This window comes from Pseudomonas sp. B611, from assembly GCF_055407965.1.
This window is the reverse complement of record NZ_JBUZST010000002.1, coordinates 408458-431630: the sequence shown is the minus strand read 5'-3', so window position 1 is coordinate 431630 and position 23173 is coordinate 408458. Positions and strand designations below refer to the sequence as shown.

Genomic DNA, 23173 nt, shown 5'->3' with positions numbered 1-23173 from the left:
TTCTCTCTAAAAATGATTGTGCCCACGCTCGGCGTGGGCACATAGCCTGTGACGCTCTGCGTCACGCTTCAGGGCGCGACGCGGAGCGTCGGGGGCGGTGTTCCCACGCAGAGCGTGGGAACAATCATATGAGTGTGTCAGTTCCAGCCAGCACGATCCATCAGGCGAATCGCCTCAGCCTGGCGCTTGCCTGCCACTTCCACCGGCAAGGTGTCCGCCACGAACTTGCCCCAGCTCGCCACTTCCGCCGACGGTGGTACCGCAGGGTTGGCCGGGAATTCCTGGTTCACGTCGGCAAAGATCTTCTGTGCCTCAGGCGTGCTCATCCACTCCACCAGCGCCTTGGCGGCTTCCGGGTGCGGTGCGTGCTTGGTCAGGCCGATGCCCGACAGGTTCACATGCACACCACGGTCGCCCTGATTCGGCCAGAACAGCTTCACTGCCAGCTTCGGGTTCTGCTTGTGCAGGCGCCCGTAGTAGTAGGTGTTGACGATACCCACGTCGCATTGCCCGGCGTTGATCGCTTCAAGCACCGCGATGTCATCGGAGAACACGTCGGTGGACAGGTTGTTGACCCAACCCTTGACGATTTCTTCGGTCTTGGCCGCGCCATGGGTTTCGATCAGGGTGGCGGTCAGCGACTGGTTGTAGACCTTCTTCGCCGTGCGCAGGCACAAGCGACCTTCCCACTGTTTGTCGGCCAGGGCTTCGTAGGTGGTCAGGTCATCCGGTTTTACCCGGTCGGTGGAATAGGCGATGGTCCGCGCGCGCAGGCTCAGGCCAGTCCAGGCATGGTTGGAGGAGCGGTATTGCAGGGGAATGTTCTTGTCGATCACCGGCGAGGTGAACGGTTGCAGGATGCCCATTTGCTCGGCCTGCCAGAGGTTGCCGGCATCGACGGTGAGCAGCAGGTCGGCGGTGGCGTTTTCGCCCTCGGCCTTGATGCGCTGCATCAGCGGGGCTTCCTTGTCGGTGATGAACTTCACCTGCACGCCGGTCTTTTTGGTGTAGGCATCGAACACCGGCTTGATCAGTTCGTCGATGCGCGAGGAGTAGACCACCACTTCGTCGGCTGCCTGCACGGTGGTGCTGCCGATCAGAGTGAGTGCCAGGGCAGTCAGGAGGCGCTTGGGTGCCAACATGGGTGCGGTCTCTCATTTGCAAAAAGAGGGCAAATGATAAGGACTCACATTTGCTGGCGCTTGGTGGAGGCGTTACCAGATGTTGCATGAGTAGGATTTATAGTGGGGCTGATGGCCTCATCGCGGGCAAGCCCGCTCCCACAGGGGACTGTATTTCAAGGTCAGGGTTTGGCGAGATCTGGGAGGTCGCCACTTAAACCCAACGCTTGACGCACAAACACCGCTTTCGCTTCAGGCATCTGGTCGACCATCTTGAGGCCTGCATTGCGCAACCAGCGCAGCGGCAGTTGGTCGGCCTGGAACAAGCGCTCAAAACCTTCCATCGCCGCCATCAAGGCCAGGTTGTGCGGCATGCGCCGGCGCTCATAACGGCTCAGCACTTTGACATCCGCCAGGCGCTGACCGCGTTCGGTGGCCGACAGCAGCACTTCAGCCAGTGTCGCCGCGTCGAGGAAGCCAAGGTTCACGCCCTGCCCCGCCAACGGGTGGATCACGTGGGCCGCGTCGCCAATCAACGCCAGGCCTTCGGCCACATAGCGTTTGGCGTGGCGCTGGCGCAAGGGCACGCAGACGCGCGGGTCGGCGCTGATCACCGTGCCCAGGCGACCTTCAAAGGCACGCTCCAGTTCGCGGCAGAAGCTTTCATCATCCAATGCCATCAGGCGCTCGGATTCAGCCGGCGTGGTGGACCAGACGATCGAACACCAGTCCTCCTGCCCATCGCGTACCAGCGGCAAGAACGCCAGTGGGCCGGTGTCGGTAAAGCGCTGCCAGGCCGTGCGCTGGTGCGGTTGGCTGCTGCGTACGCTGGTGACGATGGCGTTGTGCAGGTAATCCCATTCGCGGGTCGCGGTGCCGGTGAGGCGGCGCACGGCGGAGTTGGCGCCGTCGGCGGCGACCACCAGCGGCGCGCGCAAGGTGCGGCCATCGGCCAGGGTCAGCAGCCAGTCATCGCCGGAACGGCGCATCTGTTCCAGGCGCGCATTGGCCAAAAGGCCGAGGTCGCAGTCGTGCAAACGGTCGAGCAAGGCGTCCTGGACCACGCGGTTTTCGACGATATGCCCGAGCACTTCGGCATGCACGCTGGCCGCCGAAAAATGGATCTGCCCAGTGCCGCTGCCGTCCCACACTTGCATCTCGCCGTAAGGGCTGGCGCGGCGCTCGACAATGCCGTCCCACACGCCAAGGCGTTCGAGGATTCGCTGGCTGGCGGCCGACAACGCGCTCACGCGGGGTTCAAAGGCCGCGTCACGGTCGAAGGGTTTGACACTCAGCGGGCTGCCGTCCAGCAGCAGCACTTGCAGGCCACTGCCCTGCAACGCCAGCGCCAGGGCGCTTCCGACCATTCCGGCCCCGACAATCAGCACATCTGCGCGCATGTCCATGGTTTAAGCCTGTCTCGCTGGCGGCTTGCGCCGCACGTAAAGGGTTTTATCGACGCGCGCCACCAGGGTGCCGGCGCCGTCATGAATCTGCACCTTGAGGTGGGGCAAGTACTTCTCGCCCCCTTCGGTCTGCCGGCGGATCTCGTCCAGCAAGGCGTCGTCGATGGAAAACTCGGCAAACACCGGACCTTTGCCCGGCGAGACAAAGTCGATGCTCGCGGCCTTGTCCCAGACGATGTAGTCGCGGCCCAGGTTCTCCATGAGCATCAACATGTAGAACGGATCGACCATCGAATACAGGCTGCCGCCGAACTGCGTGCCGACGTAGTTGCGGTTGTACCAGCCCAGGCCCATACGCACTTTGACGTGACGAAAATCGGCGCTCATCTGCTGCACGCTCACCCCCGCACCCAGATACGGCGGGTACAGGGTCATGATCCAGCGCAACAGCCGCGCCTTGCCCAGGCGCTCGATCAACCACTTACGCATCGGGACGCGTGCCCAGGCCCATGGCCTGACGGGCGAACCAGCGTTTGGCCGGCGGCAGCAGGTCGAGGCCAAGCAGGCCCATGTTGCGGCCCAGGGCGACCAGCGGCTGGGCGCTGCCAAACAGGCGCGTGACCTGGTCGGAGAAGCCCACGGTCAATTTCTGATCCAGGCGCTGGCGCTCGCGATAGCCCTGCAAGGTCGCCAGGTCACCCGGTACTTGCGGCCCGGCCAGCAAGGCTTCGGCCAAGGCAACGGCATCGCGCAGGGACAGGTTGAAGCCCTGCCCGGCAATCGGGTGCAGGCTGTGGGCGGCATTGCCGAGGATCGCCAGGTGGGAACGCACTTGTTCTTCGGCTTCCACCAGGGTCAACGGATACAGGTGACGCGCGCCGACTTGTTTCAACGTGCCCAGGCGGTAGCCAAACACGCCCTGCAATTCGCTGAGGAAGCTGCGCTCATCGAGGTTGGCCAGACGCTGGGCGTCCATGCCGATGCGCGTCCATACCAGCGCGCAACGGTTGTCCGGCAGCGGCAACAGGGCCATCGGGCCGTCATCGGTGAAGCGCTCGAAGGCTTCGCCGTTGTGGGCTTCGCTGGGGGTGATGTTGGCGATCAGCGCGCTCTGGTTGTACGGGCGGGTCTTCACGCCGATCCCCAGTTGCTCGCGCAGGCCGGAACGGCCGCCGTCGGCCAGCACGGCGAGGTCGCATTCCAGCACGGTTTCATCGTTGAGGGTCAGGCGATAGCCGTCAGGCAGCGGTTCCATGCGCGTGACTTCGGCCGGGCAACGCCAGCTGACCACGTCTTTGTCCAGGCCTTGCCACAGGCATTGGCCGAGCCAGGCGTTTTCGACCACGTAGCCGAGCGCCGGCACGCCCTCTTCCATGGCGGACAGGCGCGCCGTGGAGAAACGGCCACGGTCCGACACATGGATTTGCTTGATCGGCTCGGCGCGGCGGGAAATCTCTTGCCACAGGCCCAGGCGCTGATAAATCTGCTTGGCGCCGTAGGACAGCGCCGACGAACGCGCATCGTAGCTCGGCTGGTAGCTGTCGCCCGGGGCGAACGGCTCGATCATCAGGATCTTCCAGCCACGGGCCTTGGCCCCGGCCTGCAAGGCCAGCGCGAGGCTGGCGCCCACCAGGCCGCCGCCGATAATCGCCAGGTTGACCCGGCTCATCGGGCAGCCGCCATCAGCGCTTCGATGTCGGCGACGGTCTTGGGCACGCCGCCGGTCAGGATTTCACAGCCTTGCTTGGTCACTACCACGTCGTCCTCGATGCGTACGCCAATGCCACGCCATTTCTTTGCCACGTTCGGGTTGTCCGGTGCGATGTAGATCCCCGGTTCCACGGTCAAGGCCATGCCGACTTCCAGCACACGCCATTCACCGCCCACTTTGTACTCGCCCACATCATGCACATCCATGCCCAACCAGTGGCCGGCGCGGTGCATATAGAAGGCTTTATAGGCTTCGCTGGCGATCAGCTCGCCGACGTCGCCTTGCAACAAGCCCAGCTTGACCAGCCCGGCGGTGATGACACGCACCGTAGCCTCGTGGGCCTGGTTCCAATGTTTGTTGGGGGCGATCTCGGCAAAGGCGGCTTCCTGGGAGGCCAGCACAATCTCGTAGATTGCCTTTTGCTCCGGCGAAAACCTGCCGTTGACCGGCCAGGTGCGGGTGATGTCGCTGGCGTAGCAGTCGATCTCGCAACCGGCGTCGATCAGCACCAGGTCGCCGTCCTTGAGCAGCGCGTCATTCTGCTGGTAATGCAGGATGCAGCTGTTGCGTCCAGCGGCGACGATGGAGCCATAGGCCGGCATTTTCGCGCCGCCCTTGCGGAATTCGTAGTCCAGCTCGGCTTCCAGGCTGTACTCGTGCAACCCCGCGCGGCTGGCCTGCATCGCCCGTACATGGGCGGCGCAGGAGATGCGTGCGGCCTCGCGCATCACCTTCACTTCTGCCGCCGATTTATACAGGCGCATATCGTGGAGCAGATGATCCAGGGCAACAAATTCGTTCGGCGGCTGGGCGCCGAGGTGCGCTTTAGAGCGGATTACGTTGATCCACTCCATCAGGTGCCGGTCGAATTCGGCATTGCTGCCCATGGCCGAATACACCCGGTCGCGGCCTTCGATCAGGCCGGGCAGGATGTCGTCGATGTCGGTGATGGGGAATGCGTCGTCGGCGCCAAAGTCACGGATCGCGCCTTCGGTGCCGGCGCGCAGGCCGTCCCACAGCTCGCGTTCGGCGTTGCGTTCGCGGCAGAACAGCACGTACTCGCCATGCAGGCGACCGGGCATCAGCACGATCACCGCTTCTGGCTCGGGGAAACCGCTCAGGTACTGGAAGTCGCTGTCCTGGCGGTAGACGTGCTCGACATCGCGGTTGCGAATGGCCACGGCGGCGGCCGGCAGGATCGCGATGCTGTTGGGTTCCATCTGCGCCATGAGCGCCTTGCGGCGCCGGGTGTATTCCGCTCTGGGGATATGAATCATGGGCAGATGGGCGTCCTTTCTCAGTGCAGCGACGGCTTGGGTGCGGCGGGTTCAGCGGACTTCTTGGTCTCGGTGAACAGCAGCAGCGGCGCGACGCGCAGGTATTCCATGACTTCCATGTAGTCGCCTTCGCCGTCTTCGGACTCTTCCAGGGCGTCTTGCACCTGGGAGATGGCTGCCAAGTCTTGCAACACTTCCTTGGCGTCGGTGCTCAGTTCCAGGCCGCCGGCGTTGACGCCGAAACCGTGGAGGAAGCCCTGGCACCATTGGCCCAGCGCGGCGGCGCGTTCGGTCAGTGGCGCGTCGTCGGTCGGCAGCAGCAGGACCACGGTAACGTCGTCACCGGTCAGCTCGCCCTTGACCATTTCCTGCAGGCCGATCAGCGCGTTTCGCACGTTCTCGGTCGGCTCGGTTTCCAGCAGCTCAGCCACATCGGCCAGCCAGTTGTCGGCATCAAAGCCTACGCCGGTGCAGCTGCGGCCCAGCAACACGCCGTGCAATTCGGCCGGCGAGCAAGGGTGGCCGCTGGTGCTCAGCAGTTTGGAGAAAGCATCGTACGGGGAGTTCTGAATAGGCATGGTGAGCTAGGCGCCAGACGGCGCAATGTCTAGAATGGAGCGCTGTATCCTAGCACCGGCAGACGTACCAAGACTATCAAGGGCGTCAGATCGTTTATCCTGCAGTTGCCATTCATCAGACAAATCCAGTGGAACCCAATGGAAGACACCGACCTGCAAGCGCTGATGGCCAGACTCGAATTGCTAATTGATCGGGTCGAGCAACTTAAGAGTCAAAATGGACTCCTACTAGCTCAGGAAAAAACCTGGCGCGAGGAACGCGCTCACCTCATTGAAAAAAACGAAATCGCCCGGCGTAAGGTCGAATCGATGATTTCGCGCCTGAAGGCCCTGGAGCAAGACTCATGAGTTCAAGCAATAGCGTCACCGTGCAGATCCTGGATAAAGAATATTCGATCATCTGCCCCCAGGAAGAGCGCAACAACCTGGTGAGCGCCGCCCGCTACCTGGATGGCAAGATGCGTGAAATCCGCAGCAGCGGCAAAGTCATCGGCGCCGACCGCATCGCCGTGATGGCCGCGCTGAACATCACCCACGATCTGCTGCACAAGCAGGAACGCCCTGATGTACAGGCCAGCGGCTCGACGCGCGAGCAGGTGCGCGACCTGCTGGAACGTGTGGATCTGGTGCTTTCCACCGATTCAGACGCACCCAAGGGCTGATTGCCGCCGACGTTTAAGGTATACTCGCCGCACTCCCTGGCGTGTTTGCCAGTCGGCGATGTCCCTGAGCCGATTCGCACTACCCTGGAAGTTGCACGTTGGGCTGGTGTGCATGTCCGCTAGACGGAAAGCCTTAAAGCCTACTGCTTCTTCCACCTTGAACTTTCGGGTTCAAGGGCTAAGTCGACAGCGGCTCTGTCGGGGAGCCTGAATTCCCAAACTCAATGCCAGTCTTCGGACTGGCATTGTTTTATGAGCCGAACACCATGACCGAACCTGCGCCGCTTTCCCGTCCGCAACTTCGACGCATGTTGCGCAAAGCCCGCCGCGCACTCACGCCGAGCGAGCAGCGCAAGGCCGCCCTCGGCCTGTATCGGCAACTGGCACAGCAGCCGCTGTTTCGCCGGGCCAAACATATTTCCCTGTATCTACCGACGGACGGTGAAATCGATCCGCGCTTGCTGCTGCGCGCCGCCCAGCGCCGGGGCAAGGCCACCTACCTGCCGGTGCTCAGCGCGTGGCCGCGTACCAAGATGGTGTTCCAGCGCGTGCGCCCCGGGGAAAAGCTGCGGCCCAACCGCTTCCGCATCCTCGAGCCACGGGTGAACATCGGCCAGCAGCGCAAGGTCTGGGCGCTGGACCTGGTGTTATTGCCGTTGGTCGGTTTCGATGATGTGGGTGGGCGCCTGGGCATGGGCGGCGGCTTCTACGACCGCAGCCTCGCTTACCTGGCGCGCCGCAAGAGCTGGCGCAAGCCGACGCTGCTGGGCCTGGCCCATGAATGTCAGAAGGTCGAACGATTGGCGCAGGCGAGCTGGGATGTGCCATTGGCTGGCACCGTCACGGATAAGCAGTGGTATATCGCGCAGACGCCGCAGTAAACAGCGGCGTCTGGAAGAAGGGTCAGCGCTTGAACGGTTGCGGTTGCTGCTGAGTCAGTTCAACGGGTGCATCGGTCTTGTTCGACCAGAGGCTTTGGGCATACCCGGTGGTCACGACGCCCAGACCAAACAAAATAACCAAAATCCATAGTAAATCCGGTTTACGTTGCATCGATTGCCCCCCTTCAGGCACCTCGTACACGATGACAACAACGTTCCAAAGTAGTCCGTTGCAGCGGCGTCAAGCTTAAAAGCGGGCATTCTGCGGTAACGTGAACCAACACGCAAACCTTGACGCCAACCGACTGTCGGTTTGTCATTTAATTGCCTGACAACTTGCCCAATCCCATTTTCAGGAGCGCACAAATGGCCTATTGGCTGATGAAATCCGAGCCCGATGAACTCTCCATCAAGGGCCTGGAAAAGCTCGGCGAAGCCCGCTGGGACGGGGTGCGCAACTATCAGGCGCGCAATTTCCTGCGCGCCATGGCCGAGGGTGACGAGTTTTTCTTCTACCACTCCAGCTGCCCGGAGCCAGGGATTGCCGGCATCGGCAAAATCATCAAGGCGGCTTACCCGGATCCCACAGCGCTGGAGCCGGAAAGCCACTATTTCGACGCCAAGGCCACCCCGGAGAAAAACCCGTGGAGCGCGATCGATGTGGCGCACGTCAAAACCTTTCCCAAGGTGCTGGGCCTGGGCTACCTGAAACAACAAACCGCCCTCGCCGAGTTGCCGCTGGTGCAAAAAGGCAGCCGCTTGTCCGTGATGCCGGTGACTGCCGAACAATGGGCGGCGGTGCTGGCCCTGGGCTGATCGCACCGGAACCCGGCGGTCACGCGCCTGGCGCATGCATCTGTGCGCCAAGCGCGTTAGGCTTGCGCTTCATTTGACCGGTATCAACCGCCTCTGGGCGCCGTCCGGTCAAACTAGGACGCTAATGCCGCAGGAAGCCGCCATGTCGCAGAACAACCACACCTCCCGTATTTTCGCCATCGCCTTGATCGCCCTGCTGCTCGGCGCCGGCGGCTTCGGTTACTGGCGCTCCACCCAGGACCGCCTGCCCGAAGGCCTGAGCATGGGCAACGGGCGCCTGGAATCCACTGAAGTGCAGATCGCCGCAAAGATCCCCGGGCGCCTGGCGGAAGTGCGTGTGGATGAAGGCGACAAGGTGCTCAAGGGCCAACTGCTGGCGCGCATGGACACCCGCACCCTCGAAGCCCAACGCGCCCAGGCCGAAGCCGAAGTGCTGCGCGCCAAGGAAAACTTCGCCGCCGCCGAAGCCAATGTGCAACTGCGCCAAAGCGAGCAGTTGCTGGCCAACCAGGAACTCAAGCGCACCCAGGAACTGTACAAGCGCGGCTTCGCCAGCAGCCAATTGATCGACCAGCAGCAAGCCCGGCAAAACACCGGCAACGCGGCGGTGATCGCCGCGCAAGCCCAGGTCAATTCGGTAAAAGCCACCATCGGCGCCGCCCAGGCCCAGGTCGCCCAGCTCAACAGCGAAATCGACGACAGCAGCCTGCGCGCGCCCATCGACGGCATCATCCAACTGCGTCTGGCCGAACCCGGTGAAGTGCTTGGCGCGGGTGGACGCGTGCTGTTGCTGATCGATCCGAACGACCAGTACATGAACCTCTACCTGCCCGCCTCCGTCACCGGTCGCCTGACCGTCGGCAGTGAAGCGCGCATCCTGCTCGACGCCCTGCCCCAGCAACCGCTGCCGGCCAAGATCAGCTTTGTCGCCGCCAAGTCGCAGTTCACCCCCAAAGAAGTGGAAACCCGCGACGAGCGCCAGAAACTGGTGTTCCGCGTCAAACTGCGCCTGACCCACCCCGACGCCGTGCCCCAAGCCAAACCGGGCATGCCCGGCGCCGGCTACGTGCGCACGGCCGATATCGACTGGCCGGCCAACCTGCAATGACCGGCCTGGCGCTGCACGCCACCGGGATCAACCATCGCTACGGCAAGCAACAGGCACTGCTCGACATCGCCTTCAGCCTGCCCGCCGGCACACGCTGCGGCTTGATCGGCCCGGATGGTGCGGGCAAGTCGAGCCTGCTGGGGCTGATCGCCGGGGTCAAAAAGCTTCAGGAAGGCCAATTGCAGGTGCTTGGCGGCTCGATCCAGGACCGCCGCCACCGCAACAGCCTGTACCCGCGCATCGCCTTTATGCCCCAAGGCCTGGGCGGCAACTTGTATCCCGAGTTGTCCATCAGCGAAAACATCCGTTTCTTCGCCACCCTGTTCGGTCTGTCCAAAGCCGATTGCGACCAGCGCATGCACAACCTGCTGCTGGCCACCGACCTCGCACGCTTTGCCGAACGCCCGGCGGGCAAGCTGTCCGGCGGGATGAAGCAGAAGCTCGGCCTGTGCTGCGCGCTGATCCATGACCCGGACCTGCTGATCCTCGACGAACCGACCACCGGCGTCGACCCGCTGTCGCGCCGCCGCTTCTGGGAACTGGTCGAAACCGTACGCAGCGAACGCCCGCAACTGACGCTGCTGGTGGCCACGGCCTACATGGAAGAAGCCGAACAATTCGAACACTGCCTGATGCTCGATCGCGGCAAGCTGATCGCCGATGGCCTCAGCAGCGAGCTGGCGGCTGTTACACCCAGCGGCAAATTGGACGAGGCCTTCACCCACTTCCAGGGCGACAGTGCCCACAACAACCAGCCGTTGGTGATCCCGCCGCGCGAGAGCGACAACACCGACATCGCCATCGAAGCCCACAACCTGACCCTGCGTTTTGGTGACTTCACGGCGGTGAACCAGGTCAGCTTCGCCATTGGTCGCGGGGAGATCTTCGGTTTTCTCGGTTCCAACGGTTGCGGCAAGACCACCACCATGAAAGTCCTCACCGGCCTGATGCCGGCCACCGAAGGCAGCGCCAAGCTGCTGGGCAACCCGGTGAACGCCAAGGACCTGGCCACCCGCAAGCGCGTGGGGTTCATGTCGCAAAGCTTTTCGCTGTATGGCGAACTCAGCGTGCGCCAGAACCTGGTGCTGCATGCGCAACTGTTCGATTTGCCCAAGGCCGACAGCGGCCCGCGCATTGATGAGCTGATCCAGCGTTTCGACCTCGGTGACGTGGCCGAGCAACCTTCCGGCGAACTGCCCCTCGGCTTGCGCCAGCGCTTGTCGTTGGCCGTGGCGGTGCTGCATCGCCCGGAAGTGCTGATCCTCGATGAACCGACCTCGGGCGTTGACCCGGCCGCGCGGGATGATTTCTGGCGCTTGCTGATCGAACTGTCCCGCGAACAGGGCGTGACCATCTTCCTGTCCACCCACTTTATGAACGAAGCCCAGCGCTGCGACCGCATCTCGCTGATGCACGCCGGCAAGGTGCTCGCCTGCGACACGCCCGACGCGCTGCAACGGCAATTCCACGGCGACACCCTGGAAGCCGCCTTCGTCACCTGCCTGGAACAGGCTCAGGGCGAGCCCGAACCCAGCGCACCCACCGCCACCGTCAGCGAAACCACCGCGCCGCCCGTGAGCAAGCGTGGCTTCAGCCTGACGCGCCTGTTGGCGGTGGCCAGCCGCGAAGGCAAGGAGCTGCTGCGCGACAAAGTGCGCATGGCGTTTGCCCTGCTGGGGGCGATGTTCATGATGGTGATCTTCGGCTACGGCATCTCCCTGGATGTGGAAAACCTCGCCTTTGCCGTCTACGACCAGGACCAGACGCCGCAGAGCCGTGCCTATCTGGAAGCGTTCCGCAGCTCGCGCTACTTCGCCGAGCAGCCAGCGATCCAGGATTCGAACGAACTGCACCGGCGCCTGCAACGCTCGGAAATCAAACTGGCCCTGGAGATCCCGCCGGGCTTTGGCCGCGACCTCTACGCCGGGCGCCAACCCAGCGTGGCGGCGTGGCTCGACGGCGGCATGCCGTTTCGCGCGGAAACCAGCCGCAACTATGTCGAGGCCGTACACCAGGCCAACCTCCAGCAACTGGGCGAACTGAGCAGCCTGCCGCAACACAGCCAGGCAGCGGCCAAGCTGGAAACGCGCTTTCGCTATAACCAGGACGTGGTCAGCGTGAACGCCATCGGCCCCGGCGTGATGGCACTGATCCTCGCGTTTATCCCGGCGATGCTCACAGCCCTCGGCATCGTGCGGGAAAAGGAACTGGGTTCGATCACCAACTTCTACGCCACGCCGCTGACGCGCCTGGAATTCCTGCTGGGCAAACAGGCGCCGTACCTGGCCGTCAGCCTGGTCAACCTGGCGCTGCTGGTGGCGATGAACCGCTGGCTGTTCGGCGTGCCCTTCAAAGGCAGCGGCCTGACGCTGGCGTTCGGCGGCCTGCTGTATGTGCTGGCCACCACCGGCATGGGCCTGCTGATTTCCGCATTCACCCGCACCCAGATCGCGGCGATCCTCGGCACCATGATCATCACCAGCCTGCCCACCATCCAGTTCTCCGGGCTGATTGTGCCGCGCTCGTCCCTGGAAGGTGCGGCAGCCTTGATGGGTATGCTGTTTCCGGCCGGGCACTTCCTGGATATCGCCGTGGGCACTTTCACCAAAGCCCTGGACCTGCGCCAGTTGTGGCCGCAATGCCTGGCGCTGTTCGGGTTCTTTGTCGGGTTTACCGGGCTTAGCCTGATCATGCTCAAGAAGCAGGAGGCCTGATGCATAAGTTCGCGCACATCCTGCGCCTGGGCCTCAAGGAACTCACCAGCCTGCGCCATGACAGCGTGTTGCTGCTGTTTCTGTTCTACGCCTTCACCGTGGCTATCTATATGCCCGCCGCCGGTTCGGTGATTGGCGTGCACAACGCCAGCGTGGCGTTTGTCGATGAAGACCACAGCGCACTCTCGCGGCAAATGGCCGAGGCCCTGCAACCGCCCGAATTCCAGGCGCCCGTGCCGTTGCCCTACGACCAATTGGACAAGGTCATGGACAGTGGCGAGTACACCTTCGTGATCAACGTGCCGGCGAACTTCCAGGCCGACCTGTTGGCCGGTCGCCAGCCCGGCGTGCAGGTGAACGTGGACGCCACGGCGATGAGCCAGGCATTCATGGGCGCCGGTTACATCGGGCGGATTTTCCAGCGCGAACTGCTGGCCTACGGCGGCCAGACCGACGCCGCCAGCCAGGCGCCGGCACTGCTGACGACGCGGGCGCTGTTCAATACCAACCTGGAAGGTGGCTGGTTTTTGGCGGTAATCCAGATCGTCAACAACATCACCATCCTCGCCATCGTGCTCACCGGCACCGCGCTGCTGCGCGAGCGGGAACACGGCACCCTCGACCACTTGCTGGTGCTGCCGCTGACGGCACTGGAGATCATGCTGGCGAAAATCTGGAGCAACATGCTGGTGGTGGTGTTGTGTACGTGGATTTCACTGGAGGTGGTGGTGAAGGGGTTGCTCGGCGTACCGCTGGCCGGGTCGCTGAGTCTGTTCCTGTTTGTGACGGCGCTGTATCTGTTTGCCAGTACGGCGCTGGGGATCTTCCTGGCCACGCTAGCGCGTTCGACGCCGCAGTTTGGCTTGCTGGCGATCCCGGTGATTATCCCGATGCTGTTGTTGTCCGGCGGCAGTACGCCGTTGGACAGCATGCCCGAGTGGTTGCAGTGGGTGATGCAGGGGTCGCCGTCGACGCATTTTGTGAGCTTGAGTGCGGCGATTCTGTTTCGGGATGCGGGGGTGGGGGTGGTGTGGCCGGATTTGCTGGCGTTGGCGGGGATTGGGTTGGTGTTTTTCTTGGTGGCGTTGGCCAGGTTCAGGAAGAGTTTGGCGTCTTGAGGTGACTGTCAGGGCCTCTTCGCGAGCAAGCCCGCTCCCACAGTTGACCGCATTCTCATGTTGAAACGCGGTCAACTGTGGGAGCGGGCTTGCTCGCGAATGGCGCGAAGCGCCCGGCTTACTGAATGATGAGGTTGTTGAACAACAGGTCTTCCACCACCGGCTTGCCGGTCTCGTCATTCATCACTTGCTGAGTCTGTTTCAGGGCTTCCTGGCGCAGCTTCTCCTTGCCTTCGACCGTGCTCATGGTCTCGTTGGTCTGCTGGGTAAACAGCGCCACCAACTGATTACGGATCAACGCGTCGTTGGCTTTGACCGCTGCGGCGGCTTCGGTGCCGGTCACGCGCAGGGCGATGTCGGCCTTGAACACCTTGAGCTTGGCCGTGCCATCCAGGCCATAGTTACCCACGAAGGGCGGGCTGAGGCTGATGTAGCTGACTTTCGGCGCCTCGCCTTCCTTGGCTTCTTCGGCCTGGGCTGCCATCGGCAGGGTCAGGGCCAGCATCAACAGGATCCACGCTTTCACAGTTCATTCCTCACATTCGGTTGCGCGCTAGCATAACGCTAGCAACGCTGAGCACAAGCTTATGGCGACTTATCAGGCACGAGCATGCTCGTTGACCCACAGACCTGCCCTTCTACACTTATCGGCCACGACGCCCAAAGGAATAGTCCGATGAAAGCTGTGCTGTGCAAAGCCTTCGGCCCTGCCGAAACCCTGGTGCTGGAAGAGGTCGCCAGCCCAGCGATCAAGAAGAACGAGATCCTGCTGGACGTGCATGCCGCCGGGGTCAACTTCCCGGACACCTTGATCATCGAGGGCAAGTACCAGTTCAAGCCGCCCTTCCCGTTCTCGCCGGGTGGCGAGGCGGCGGGCGTGGTCAGTGAAGTCGGCGAGAAGGTCAGCCACCTCAAGGTCGGCGACCGGGTCATGGCCCTGACTGGCTGGGGCAGCTTTGCCGAGCAGGTCGCGGTGCCGGGCTACAACGTGCTGCCGATCCCGCCGAGCATGGACTTCAACACCGCCGCCGCCTTCAGCATGACCTACGGCACCTCGATGCACGCGCTGAAACAACGCGCCCACCTGCAACCCGGCGAAACCCTGCTGGTCCTCGGCGCCTCCGGTGGCGTGGGCCTGGCCGCCGTGGAAATCGGCAAGGCCATGGGCGCCCGCGTGATCGCCGCCGCCAGCAGCGCCGACAAACTCGCAGTGGCCAAGGCGGCCGGCGCCGATGAGTTGATCAACTACAGCGAAACCAGCCTGAAAGACGAGATCAAGCGCCTCACCGACGGCAACGGCGCGGATGTGATCTACGACCCGGTGGGTGGCGACCTGTTCGACCAGGCCATCCGCAGCATTGCCTGGAACGGGCGCTTGCTGGTGGTGGGCTTTGCCAGCGGGCGCATTCCCGAGCTGCCGGTGAACCTGGCGTTGCTCAAGGGCGCGGCGGTGGTCGGCGTGTTCTGGGGCTCGTTTGCCCAGCGCCAGCCGCAGGATAATGCGGCGAATTTCCAGCAGTTGTTTACCTGGTATGGCGAGGGCAAGTTGAAGCCGTTGGTGTCGCAGGTGTATGCGCTGGAGCAGGCGGCGCAGGCGATCAATGATTTGGGGCAGCGCCGGGCGGTGGGCAAGGTAGTCGTCCAAACCCGCTAATAGCTTTGAAATGCGATCAGTGTGGGAGCGGGCTTGCTCGCGAATGCGGTGGGTCAGTCAATATATTCGGTGACTGATCCACCGCATTCGCGAGCAAGCCCGCTCCCACCTTTGATCTGCTTTGATCTCAAGAATTAATAACGACCCACACTTATCCATTCGCGACATGTTCGTAAGAGAACATGCACTTGCGCTCATTTCCTGTGTTTGCAGATAAGAGGCGATGCTATTTTCGGTAACGAAACTGTAACATTCGCATCCGCAGTCAAAACAAGAAATTTGGAGCTCTTGAATGTTTGCTTTCTTTCGACCTGCCGCACATCAGGCGCCCCTGCCTGAAGAAAAAATAGACAGCACCTACCGACGCCTGCGCTGGCAGATCTTCGCCGGTATTTTCTTCGGTTACGCCGGCTACTACCTGCTGCGCAAAAACTTCTCCCTGGCCATGCCCTACTTGATCGACGAGGGTTACACCCGTGGCGAACTGGGCCTGGCGATGTCGGCCATCGCGATTGCCTACGGCCTGTCCAAGTTCCTTATGGGCCTGGTGTCCGACCGCTCCAACCCACGCTACTTCCTGCCCTTCGGCCTGCTGGTTTCAGCGGGTGTGATGTTCATTTTCGGTTTCGCACCTTGGGCAACGTCCAGCGTGACCATGATGTTCATTTTGCTGTTCATCAACGGCTGGGCCCAGGGCATGGGCTGGCCGCCAAGTGGGCGGACCATGGTGCACTGGTGGTCGCAGAAAGAACGCGGCGGCGTGGTGTCGGTATGGAACGTGGCGCATAACGTCGGCGGCGGCCTGATCGGCCCGCTGTTCCTGCTCGGCATGGCGTGGTTCAACGACTGGCACGCGGCGTTCTACGTGCCGGCCACCGTGGCGTTGGCCGTGGCGGCGTTTGCCTTCATCACCATGCGCGACACCCCGCAGTCGGTCGGCCTGCCGCCGATCGAGAAGTACAAGAACGACTACCCGGAAGGCTACGACGCCAGCCACGAAGATGAATTCAGCGCCAAGGAAATCTTCGTCAAGTACGTGCTGCGCAACAAAATGCTCTGGTACATCGCCTTCGCCAACGTCTTCGTCTACCTGCTGCGCTACGGCGTGCTGGACTGGGCGCCGACGTACCTCAAGGAAGCCAAGCACTTCACCGTCGACAAGTCGTCGTGGGCGTACTTCTTCTACGAGTGGGCGGGTATTCCGGGCACGCTGCTGTGCGGCTGGATGTCGGACAAGATCTTCCGTGGCAACCGTGGCCTGACCGGTATCGTGTTCATGGCCTTGGTAACGGTCGCGACCCTGGTGTACTGGCTCAACCCGCCGGGCAACCCGATGGTCGACATGATCGCGCTGTTCTCCATCGGCTTCCTGATCTACGGCCCGGTGATGTTGATCGGCCTGCAGGCGCTGGAGTTGGCACCGAAGAAAGCCGCCGGTACGGCCGCGGGCTTCACAGGCCTGTTCGGTTACCTGGGCGGTTCGGTGGCGGCGAGTGCGGCCATGGGCTACACCGTGGACCACTTCGGCTGGGACGGTGGTTTTGTGCTGCTGATCGGCGCGTGTGTGCTGGCGATTGCGTTCCTGATCCCCACGCTGTGGCACACCAACAGCGTCAGTTCGGCGCGTTAACCGCCTGAACAATCCTTCGCACAACGCTTGAGCCGCGCCTCCAGATTCTTATCTGGCATGGCGTGGCTACGCAGGGCGTTGACGGTCTGCTCGACATAATCGCGCGTAGTGCCGTAACGCCCGCAAGCGCTTTGCAACACGTGGTTCAGCACAATGTCCGGCAAGTTGCCGGCGTAGCTGGGCAAGTGCCGCTCCAACACAAACCCCAACGCCTGCACCTGACTGCCATCTTCCAGACGGCAGCTGAGCCAGTGTGGCCGGTATGAGGGATAGGGCATTTCGCGGCACCACAGTGCGTACAGCGAGGCTTCCAGCTGATCTTCCGGCAAGCGGTAGGCAAACCCGCTGCAAGAGCCGCCGCGATCCAGGCCAAACACCAACCCCGGCACTTCCGGCGTGCCCCGATGCTCGTGGGACCACAGATACAGGCCCCGGTGATAACCGTGGACCCGTGCCCGCACCCGTTGCGTCGAGGAACATTCCGGGCGCCAGATCAGCGAACCATAAGCAAAAAGCCAGACCGGCCCACCCTTGTGCCGGCCCATGGTGGCCTGCATCGAGCTCATCAACTGTTCGTGAGTGAGTTGCGGCCCCAGATCGAGCCGCGGAGGGTAAGCCAATTGCATAAGATCGGATTCAATAACGGTCATGGCAGATCGCTTAGGTCTCCTGTTTGTTACCAGTTGTAAGCAACTTTACCGTAATAAAACGCGCCGCTGTAACCGTACGGCGAAAAAGTGCTATAGGCCAGGTTGCCGCCGCTGCTGGCGAACGCGTTGACCTTTTCCGGGTACTTGTCGGTGACGTTGTCGCCGCCCAGGGTGAAGGTCCAGTTCTGCAACTTGTAGTCTGCCGACAAGTCCAGCACCCACGCCGCCTTGAAGGTCTGGTCGTTGACCTTGTCCGCCTGATAGCTGGTGAATTCACCATAGCGCACCAAATTGCTGTGCAGCGCCCAATTGCCGAAGGTGAAGTCGTTGCCCAGGCTCAGCTTGTGTTCCGGCGTGGTGTCGCCGAGCAAACCGCTTTTCTCGCGACGGTCTACGCGCACCAGGTTGGCACCGAGGCTGTCGAGGATTGCCGGGTTGGCCTTCACGTCCGTGACTTTGGTGTGGTTGTAGTTGTAGCCCACGGTGCTGTTCCAGCGGATGCCGTTATCGAACTGGTAGCGATAATTGGCCACCAGGTCGACGCCGTCGGTGCTGGTGTCGGTGGCGTTGGTGAAGTAACGCGCGGTGGTGTAGTTGATGTTGCCGACGCCGTTGGCTTGCAGGTAGGCCTGGGTCGCCGGGCTCAGGTTGAGGTTGGACGACAGGCTGATGCGGTCGCGAATATCGATGCGATACACATCCACCGTCAGCGTCAGGTCATCGGCGGGCTCCAGCACCAGGCCCAGGCTGTAGTTGCGCGATTTCTCGGCCTTCAGGTCCTCTGCGCCGAGCAGGCGCGCGACCTGGCTGGAGGCCGGGAACGTGCCGGCCTCGCGGATTTCGCTGCCGATCAGTTGGGACGAGGTAAACGCAAAGTTCTGCTGGGCCAGGGACGGCGCGCGGAAGCCGTTGGAGATACTGCCGCGCAAGGCCACTTGCGGGGTGAAATCGTAGCGCGCCGACAGCGAACCGCTGACGTTGGAGCCGAAATCACTGTAGTCCTCATGCCGTACGGCGGCCGAGGCGCTGAGTTTTTCGGTGAAGTTGGTTTCCAGGTCCAGGTACTGCGCCCAGTTGTGCCGCGAACTGCTGCCGGCGTCAGCCGCACGGAAGCCGCCGAGGCCCGAACTGCCGCTCTGGTAGTAGGACGCAGGCTCGCCCGCTTCGATTTCATAGCCCTGGCGCAGGTATTCGCCGCCAAACGCCACGGACACCGGATACGGCAGGAAGCCCACGTCGAATTCACGGGACAGGTCGAGGCTGACTTGCTTCTGGTCGTTGCTCAGGGTGCCGTTGTCGAACTTGCGCGGCGTGGCCAGGCCCAGGGAGGTGTTGATGGTTTCGGTACTGAGTTCGTACTGGTTCTTGCCGTAGTTGGCCGACAAGTCGTAATGCCAGTCATAGGCCAGCAACCCGCGCAGGCCTACCACCAGCGAGGTGTCTTCGAGGTTGCCCTTGATCAGCGGCAAGTAGCCATTGGGGTTGAGCGCCGCGATGTTGTTGGACGCATTGCTTGCGCGGTAGAACGCCGCCGTCTCGCCGCGCCGCTTGCTGTAGCCGCCGAAGCTGTAGAACTCGGCCGCATCGTTGAAGGCATATTCGGAATTGAACTGGAATTTGCCTTCATTGGTTGCCGGTTCACCCTGGCGGAACACCTGCTGGCCGTAGGTGGTGGAACCGATGCTGGCGGCGCGGTAATCCTTGCCGGCACGGTTGGTGTAATCGTTGTCGGCGCCTTCGCCGGAGAGGCTGATAAAGCCGTTGTCGCCCAGCGCCAACCCGGTGTTGCCGCTGATGTTGCGCTGGATGCCGTCGCCCTTCTTGTACTGGCCGAACTTGCTGGAGATAGAGCCGCCATGGTCGGCGTGCTTGAGGATCACGTTGATCACCCCGGCAATCGCGTCCGAACCGTAGCGCGCCGAGGCGCCGTCGCGCAGCACTTCGATATGGTCCACCGCCGACAGCGGGATCGCGTTCAAGTCCGCCGGCGCCGAGCCACGGCCCACCGCGCCGCCGAGGTTGACGAAGGCGCTGGTGTGACGGCGCTTGCCGTTGACCAGCACCAGCACCTGATCCGGCGACAGCCCGCGCAACTGCGCCGGGCGCACCAGTTCGGCGCCGTCCACCAGGCTTGGCCGTGGGAAGTTGATCGACGGGATCAGGCGCGCCAATACCGCACCCAACTCATCGGAGCCAGTGCTGCGTAGGGTATCGCCAGAAATCACATCCACCGGCGACAGCGAGGCGCTGGCAGTGCGCTCCTGGGCGCGGGTGCCGGTGACGATCACGGTGTCGAGTTTAGGTGCGTCAGTGGCCGAAGTTTCGGCGGCAAAAACTGGATTGAAGCCTACGGCGGTCAGCAAATTGGCCGACAAAATCGCCGAGTACAGCGCGTGTTTCTTGTAACTCCCCATACCGCTCCCCTTGGAATCAAGACTCAGAACGTCATGCTCTGAATGCGTACGATCGATCCGGCTGGCGGGCGGTGGCGGTCAGTTATTGGTGGTTGGCAGAAAGTCGGTAGTCCGTTGCGATATAGCTTAATGATATTTATGTAACAAATTAAATACCTTTAACGCATAAGCGAATGCATAAGCAAACCACCCCACTCGTCAGGATTGCGTGCGCCATTCCCGCTACTTTCAGCCCCGGTTCAGCCTGGGAACGCGTCAAGCCGTCAAAATAGCGTGCACACAACGACCCACTTAGCCGCCCATCAAACCGACTATCGAGGTCGCACCCATGAAAAAATTCCGATTGCCGGGCCTGCTGTTCCTGGCCCAGGCCACCACTGCACTGGCGGGCGAAGCGCCGGTTACCGACGATGACAAAGGCTTCTGGTACGCGCAGACCAGCGTCTACACCCGGCACTTCGCGCCCGACCCCGAGCACAACAACCATCAGGACCTGATTGGCCTGGAGCGCAATGAGGCCTCAGGTTTTGTGTATGGCGGGGCAACGTTTCGCAACTCGTTCAGGCAGCGCTCGTACTACGCGTATGCGGGCAAGCGCTACGACATGGCCGACTATCCGGTGTACCTGAAACTGACTGGCGGCGCGATCCAGGGTTATCGCGGTAAGTACCGCGACAAGATCCCGTTGAACCGCTTTGGCGTGGCGCCGGTGATCATTCCGTCGGTGGGCACCCATTACGGACCGGTGGCGGCGGAGTTGGTGTTGCTGGGGTTCAATGCGGCGATGGTGACCACCGGCGTGCGTTTCTGAGCACAGCGCAGATCAGTGTGGGAGCTGGCTTGTGTGGGAGCGGGCTTGCTCGCGAAAGCGGTGTGCCAGTCAATACATTCGGTGACTGGTCCACCGCATTCGCGAGCAAGCCCGCTCCCACAGGGTTTCAGCGTAAGGCTTCAGGGGCGGGGGGCGTAGGCAAACACGTCGGCGCGCATCTGGTGCGCATCCATGCCGGCCTCGACCAGCGCATCCAAGGTGCCGTAGATCATCGCCGGTGAACCGCTGGCGTAGACGTGCACGGCCTTGAGATCGCTGATGTCTTCGCACACCGCTTCATGCAACAACCCGCAGCGCCCTTCCCAGCCACACAGATCGCTGACGACCTTGTGCAGGAACAGGTTGGGCAGTTGCAGCCATTGGTCCCAGTGTTCAATCTCGTAGAAATCTTCCGGGCGCCGCACGCCCCAGTACAGGTGCACCGGATGCTTGAAGCCGGAAGCGCGGCAGTGTTCGATCAGGCTGTGCATCTGCGCCATGCCGGTACCGGCGGCGATCAATACCAGCGGCCCGTCCGGCAGTTCGGCCAGGTGGGTGTCGCCAAAGGGCAGTTCGATGCGCGCCATCTGGTCGCGCTGCAGTTGCGCCAGCAGGTTGCGGGCGCTGTCTTCGCGGGCCAGCACATGCAGCTCCAGCTCACGCCCACCGTGGGGCGCCGACGCCAGGGAGAACGCCGACTTCTCGCCATTCTCCCGTTCGATCATCAGGTATTGCCCGGCGTGGTAACGCACCGCCTTGCCGGCCGGCGCGCGCAGGCGCACGCGCCACACGTCGCCACCGACGTCCACGCACTCGCTCAATTGGCACGACAACTTGCGCAACGGCAACTCTCCCGGCGCCAGCACGCCATCCCACAGCACGATGCAATCTTCCAGCGGCTCGGCAATGCAAGTGTAGAACTCACCGTGGTCGCGCACCTCACCGGCTTGCTGCACCCGGCCTTCCACCAGCAGCGCGGCACACACGTGGCACACGCCGTTGCGACAGGCCTGGGGGCATTCGTAGCCCAGGCGCCGCGCGCCTTCGAGGATTCGCTCGCCGGGGACCAGCTCCAGGATGGCGCCGGAAGGTTGCAGGGTTACACGCATCAATCTATTCCCAATTCTTTCCACATGGCATCGACACGGGCCGTGACGGCTTCATCCTTGACGATCACCCGGCCCCACTCGCGGGTGGTTTCACCCGGCCACTTGTGCGTAGCGTCCAGGCCCATCTTCGAGCCCAGACCCGACACCGGCGAGGCGAAGTCGAGGTAGTCGATCGGCGTGTTGTCGATCATCACCGTATCGCGCTTGGGATCCATGCGCGTGGTGATGGCCCAGATCACGTCGTTCCAGTCGCGGGCGTTGATATCGTCGTCGGTGACGATAACGAACTTGGTGTACATGAACTGTCGCAAAAACGACCACACACCCAGCATTACCCGCTTGGCATGGCCCGGGTACGACTTCTTCATGGTCACGATGGCCATGCGGTACGAGCAGCCTTCGGGCGGCAGGTAGAAGTCGGTGATTTCCGGAAACTGCTTTTGCAGGATCGGTACGAACACCTCGTTGAGCGCCACGCCGAGGATCGCCGGCTCATCCGGCGGACGGCCGGTGTAGGTGCTGTGGTAGATCGGCTTGATCCGATGGGTGATGCGCTCAACGGTGAACACCGGGAAACTGTCGACTTCGTTGTAGTAGCCGGTGTGGTCGCCGTAAGGGCCTTCATCGGCCATTTCGCCCGGGTGAATCACACCTTCAAGGATGATTTCGGCAGTGGCCGGCACTTGCAGGTCGTTGCCACGGCACTTCACCAGTTCGGTGCGGTTACCACGCAGCAGGCCGGCGAAGGCGTATTCGGACAGGCTATCGGGCACCGGGGTCACGGCGCCGAGGATGGTGGCTGGGTCGGCGCCGAGGGCCACAGAGACCGGGAACGGCTGGCCCGGGTGCTTCTCGCACCACTCACGGAAATCCAGCGCGCCGCCACGGTGGCTCAGCCAACGCATGATCACCTTGTTGCGGCCGATCACTTGCTGGCGGTAGATGCCGAGGTTCTGGCGGTCCTTGTTCGGGCCTTTGGTGACGGTCAGGCCCCAGGTGATCAGCGGGCCGACGTCGCCGGGCCAGCAGGTCTGCACCGGAAGCATGGCCAGGTCCACGTCATCGCCTTCGATGACCACTTCCTGGCACACCGCGTCCTTGACCACCTTGGGCGCCATGGCAATGATCTTGCGGAAGATCGGCAGCTTCGACCAGGCGTCCTTCAAGCCCTTGGGCGGCTCGGGCTCCTTGAGGAAGGCCAGCAGCTTGCCGATCTCGCGCAGTTCGCTGACCGATTCGGCGCCCATGCCAAAGGCCACCCGCTCGGGCGTGCCGAACAGGTTGCCGAGCACCGGAATGTCATAGCCGGTCGGGTTTTCGAACAGCAGCGCCGGGCCCTTGTTGCGCAGGGTACGGTCGCAAATCTCAGTCATTTCCAGCACCGGAGACACCGGCATCTGGATACGTTTCAACTCTCCGCGCTGCTCAAGTTGCTGCACGAAATCCCGAAGATCCTTGAATTTCATTAACCATGCCACCCGTAAAATAGGCGTACATCCTACCTGCTCCGAGG

Annotated in this window: 22 protein-coding genes and 1 other RNA gene; 11 read left to right on the top strand and 12 right to left on the bottom strand. The window is 62.5% G+C overall.

Going from position 1 to position 23173, the window contains the following annotated elements; genetic code table 11:
• Nucleotides 1–137: 137 nt before the first annotated feature.
• The 6 genes from ACZRMO_RS07000 to ACZRMO_RS06975 form a co-directional block, all read right to left on the bottom strand.
• A complete protein-coding gene (locus ACZRMO_RS07000; protein WP_463972349.1) occupies nt 138–1142 on the bottom strand; it encodes an extracellular solute-binding protein in 1005 nt (334 codons plus the stop codon).
• 161 nt (nt 1143–1303) lie between these two features.
• Complete coding sequence (locus tag ACZRMO_RS06995; RefSeq protein ID WP_463972492.1) at nt 1304–2521, bottom strand: 2-octaprenyl-3-methyl-6-methoxy-1,4-benzoquinol hydroxylase; 1218 nt, start codon at nt 2519–2521, stop codon at nt 1304–1306.
• A 9-nt stretch (nt 2522–2530) separates the two neighbouring features.
• Nucleotides 2531–3016: a DUF4442 domain-containing protein gene (locus ACZRMO_RS06990; RefSeq protein ID WP_463972348.1), complete on the bottom strand. Its 486-nt coding sequence runs from the start codon at nt 3014–3016 to the stop codon at nt 2531–2533.
• Nucleotides 3009–4196, bottom strand: coding sequence for a 2-octaprenyl-6-methoxyphenyl hydroxylase (ubiH, locus tag ACZRMO_RS06985; RefSeq protein ID WP_124526845.1), 1188 nt, complete (start codon nt 4194–4196; stop codon nt 3009–3011). Before ubiH ends, ACZRMO_RS06990 begins: the two co-directional genes overlap by 8 nt.
• A complete protein-coding gene (gene pepP / locus ACZRMO_RS06980) occupies nt 4193–5515 on the bottom strand; it encodes a Xaa-Pro aminopeptidase (protein WP_026137093.1) in 1323 nt (440 codons plus the stop codon). The genes ubiH and pepP overlap by 4 nt, the downstream gene beginning before the upstream one ends.
• 20 nt (nt 5516–5535) lie before the next feature.
• The gene (locus tag ACZRMO_RS06975; RefSeq protein ID WP_017739071.1) at nt 5536–6093 is read right to left on the bottom strand and encodes a YecA/YgfB family protein; all 558 of its coding nucleotides are present in this window, start codon (nt 6091–6093) and stop codon (nt 5536–5538) included.
• Between the two features lie 138 nt (nt 6094–6231).
• Between ACZRMO_RS06975 and ACZRMO_RS06970 the strand changes: the two genes are divergently transcribed.
• The 4 genes from ACZRMO_RS06970 (at nt 6232) to ACZRMO_RS06955 (ending at nt 7636) form a co-directional block, all read left to right on the top strand.
• Nucleotides 6232–6441, top strand: a complete 210-nt coding sequence (locus ACZRMO_RS06970) for a TIGR02449 family protein (RefSeq protein WP_003177365.1) — start codon at nt 6232–6234, stop codon at nt 6439–6441.
• Nucleotides 6438–6755 (top strand): cell division protein ZapA, encoded by a 318-nt coding sequence (locus tag ACZRMO_RS06965; RefSeq protein ID WP_124526847.1) that lies wholly within the window; start codon nt 6438–6440, stop codon nt 6753–6755. Before ACZRMO_RS06970 ends, ACZRMO_RS06965 begins: the two co-directional genes overlap by 4 nt.
• A gap of 30 nt (nt 6756–6785) precedes the next feature.
• A non-coding RNA gene (gene ssrS / locus ACZRMO_RS06960) (6S RNA) lies at nt 6786–6964 on the top strand.
• Between the two features lie 57 nt (nt 6965–7021).
• Nucleotides 7022–7636, top strand: coding sequence for a 5-formyltetrahydrofolate cyclo-ligase (locus tag ACZRMO_RS06955; RefSeq protein WP_463972347.1), 615 nt, complete (start codon nt 7022–7024; stop codon nt 7634–7636).
• Between the two features lie 22 nt (nt 7637–7658).
• Here ACZRMO_RS06955 and ACZRMO_RS06950 read toward each other — a convergent pair whose 3' ends face one another.
• Nucleotides 7659–7808 carry a hypothetical protein gene (locus tag ACZRMO_RS06950; protein WP_092355790.1) on the bottom strand — a complete coding sequence of 50 codons (150 nt, stop codon included), beginning with the start codon at nt 7806–7808 and terminating at the stop codon, nt 7659–7661.
• Between the two features lie 194 nt (nt 7809–8002).
• Here ACZRMO_RS06950 and ACZRMO_RS06945 point away from each other — a divergent pair, with 194 nt between their 5' ends.
• The 4 genes from ACZRMO_RS06945 to ACZRMO_RS06930 all read left to right on the top strand — a co-directional run bounded on the left by ACZRMO_RS06945 (nt 8003) and on the right by ACZRMO_RS06930 (nt 13392).
• Complete coding sequence (locus ACZRMO_RS06945; protein WP_124526849.1) at nt 8003–8452, top strand: EVE domain-containing protein; 450 nt, start codon at nt 8003–8005, stop codon at nt 8450–8452.
• Between the two features lie 142 nt (nt 8453–8594).
• Entirely contained in the window at nt 8595–9560 is a 966-nt protein-coding gene (locus ACZRMO_RS06940) for an HlyD family secretion protein (RefSeq protein ID WP_463972346.1), read from the top strand.
• Nucleotides 9557–12274 carry a ribosome-associated ATPase/putative transporter RbbA gene (gene rbbA, locus ACZRMO_RS06935; protein ID WP_463972345.1) on the top strand — a complete coding sequence of 906 codons (2718 nt, stop codon included), beginning with the start codon at nt 9557–9559 and terminating at the stop codon, nt 12272–12274. The genes ACZRMO_RS06940 and rbbA overlap by 4 nt, the downstream gene beginning before the upstream one ends.
• Nucleotides 12274–13392 carry an ABC transporter permease gene (locus tag ACZRMO_RS06930; protein ID WP_463972344.1) on the top strand — a complete coding sequence of 373 codons (1119 nt, stop codon included), beginning with the start codon at nt 12274–12276 and terminating at the stop codon, nt 13390–13392. Before rbbA ends, ACZRMO_RS06930 begins: the two co-directional genes overlap by 1 nt.
• Nucleotides 13393–13510: 118 nt before the next feature.
• Here the strand turns inward: ACZRMO_RS06930 and ACZRMO_RS06925 are convergent, their stop codons facing one another.
• On the bottom strand, nt 13511–13918 hold the full coding sequence (locus tag ACZRMO_RS06925; protein WP_099585937.1) for a flagellar basal body-associated protein FliL: 408 nt from the start codon (nt 13916–13918) through the stop codon (nt 13511–13513).
• Nucleotides 13919–14068: 150 nt separating this feature from the next.
• Between ACZRMO_RS06925 and ACZRMO_RS06920 the strand changes: the two genes are divergently transcribed.
• Both ACZRMO_RS06920 and glpT read left to right on the top strand, forming a co-directional pair.
• Nucleotides 14069–15046 carry an NADPH:quinone oxidoreductase family protein gene (locus ACZRMO_RS06920; protein ID WP_207040398.1) on the top strand — a complete coding sequence of 326 codons (978 nt, stop codon included), beginning with the start codon at nt 14069–14071 and terminating at the stop codon, nt 15044–15046.
• A gap of 292 nt (nt 15047–15338) precedes the next feature.
• Nucleotides 15339–16676: a glycerol-3-phosphate transporter gene (gene glpT, locus ACZRMO_RS06915; protein WP_005792400.1), complete on the top strand. Its 1338-nt coding sequence runs from the start codon at nt 15339–15341 to the stop codon at nt 16674–16676.
• On the opposite strand, the gene ACZRMO_RS06910 is transcribed toward glpT, so the two are convergent.
• Together ACZRMO_RS06910 and ACZRMO_RS06905 are read right to left on the bottom strand one after the other, a co-directional pair.
• Nucleotides 16673–17326, bottom strand: a complete 654-nt coding sequence (locus ACZRMO_RS06910; protein WP_124526853.1) for a gamma-glutamylcyclotransferase — start codon at nt 17324–17326, stop codon at nt 16673–16675. The two genes, glpT and ACZRMO_RS06910, sit on opposite strands and share 4 nt — an antisense overlap.
• Before the next feature lie 26 nt (nt 17327–17352).
• Nucleotides 17353–19740 carry a TonB-dependent receptor plug domain-containing protein gene (locus tag ACZRMO_RS06905; protein WP_463972343.1) on the bottom strand — a complete coding sequence of 796 codons (2388 nt, stop codon included), beginning with the start codon at nt 19738–19740 and terminating at the stop codon, nt 17353–17355.
• Nucleotides 19741–20068: 328 nt separating this feature from the next.
• On the opposite strand from ACZRMO_RS06905, the gene ACZRMO_RS06900 reads away from it, so the two are divergent.
• Nucleotides 20069–20551, top strand: a complete 483-nt coding sequence (locus tag ACZRMO_RS06900; protein WP_463972342.1) for a sn-glycerol-3-phosphate transporter — start codon at nt 20069–20071, stop codon at nt 20549–20551.
• A gap of 140 nt (nt 20552–20691) precedes the next feature.
• Here ACZRMO_RS06900 and ACZRMO_RS06895 read toward each other — a convergent pair whose 3' ends face one another.
• Complete coding sequence (locus tag ACZRMO_RS06895; protein ID WP_463972341.1) at nt 20692–21660, bottom strand: CDP-6-deoxy-delta-3,4-glucoseen reductase; 969 nt, start codon at nt 21658–21660, stop codon at nt 20692–20694.
• Nucleotides 21660–23126: a 4-hydroxy-3-polyprenylbenzoate decarboxylase gene (ubiD, locus tag ACZRMO_RS06890; protein WP_017736945.1), complete on the bottom strand. Its 1467-nt coding sequence runs from the start codon at nt 23124–23126 to the stop codon at nt 21660–21662. Before ubiD ends, ACZRMO_RS06895 begins: the two co-directional genes overlap by 1 nt.
• Nucleotides 23127–23173 lie beyond the last annotated feature (47 nt).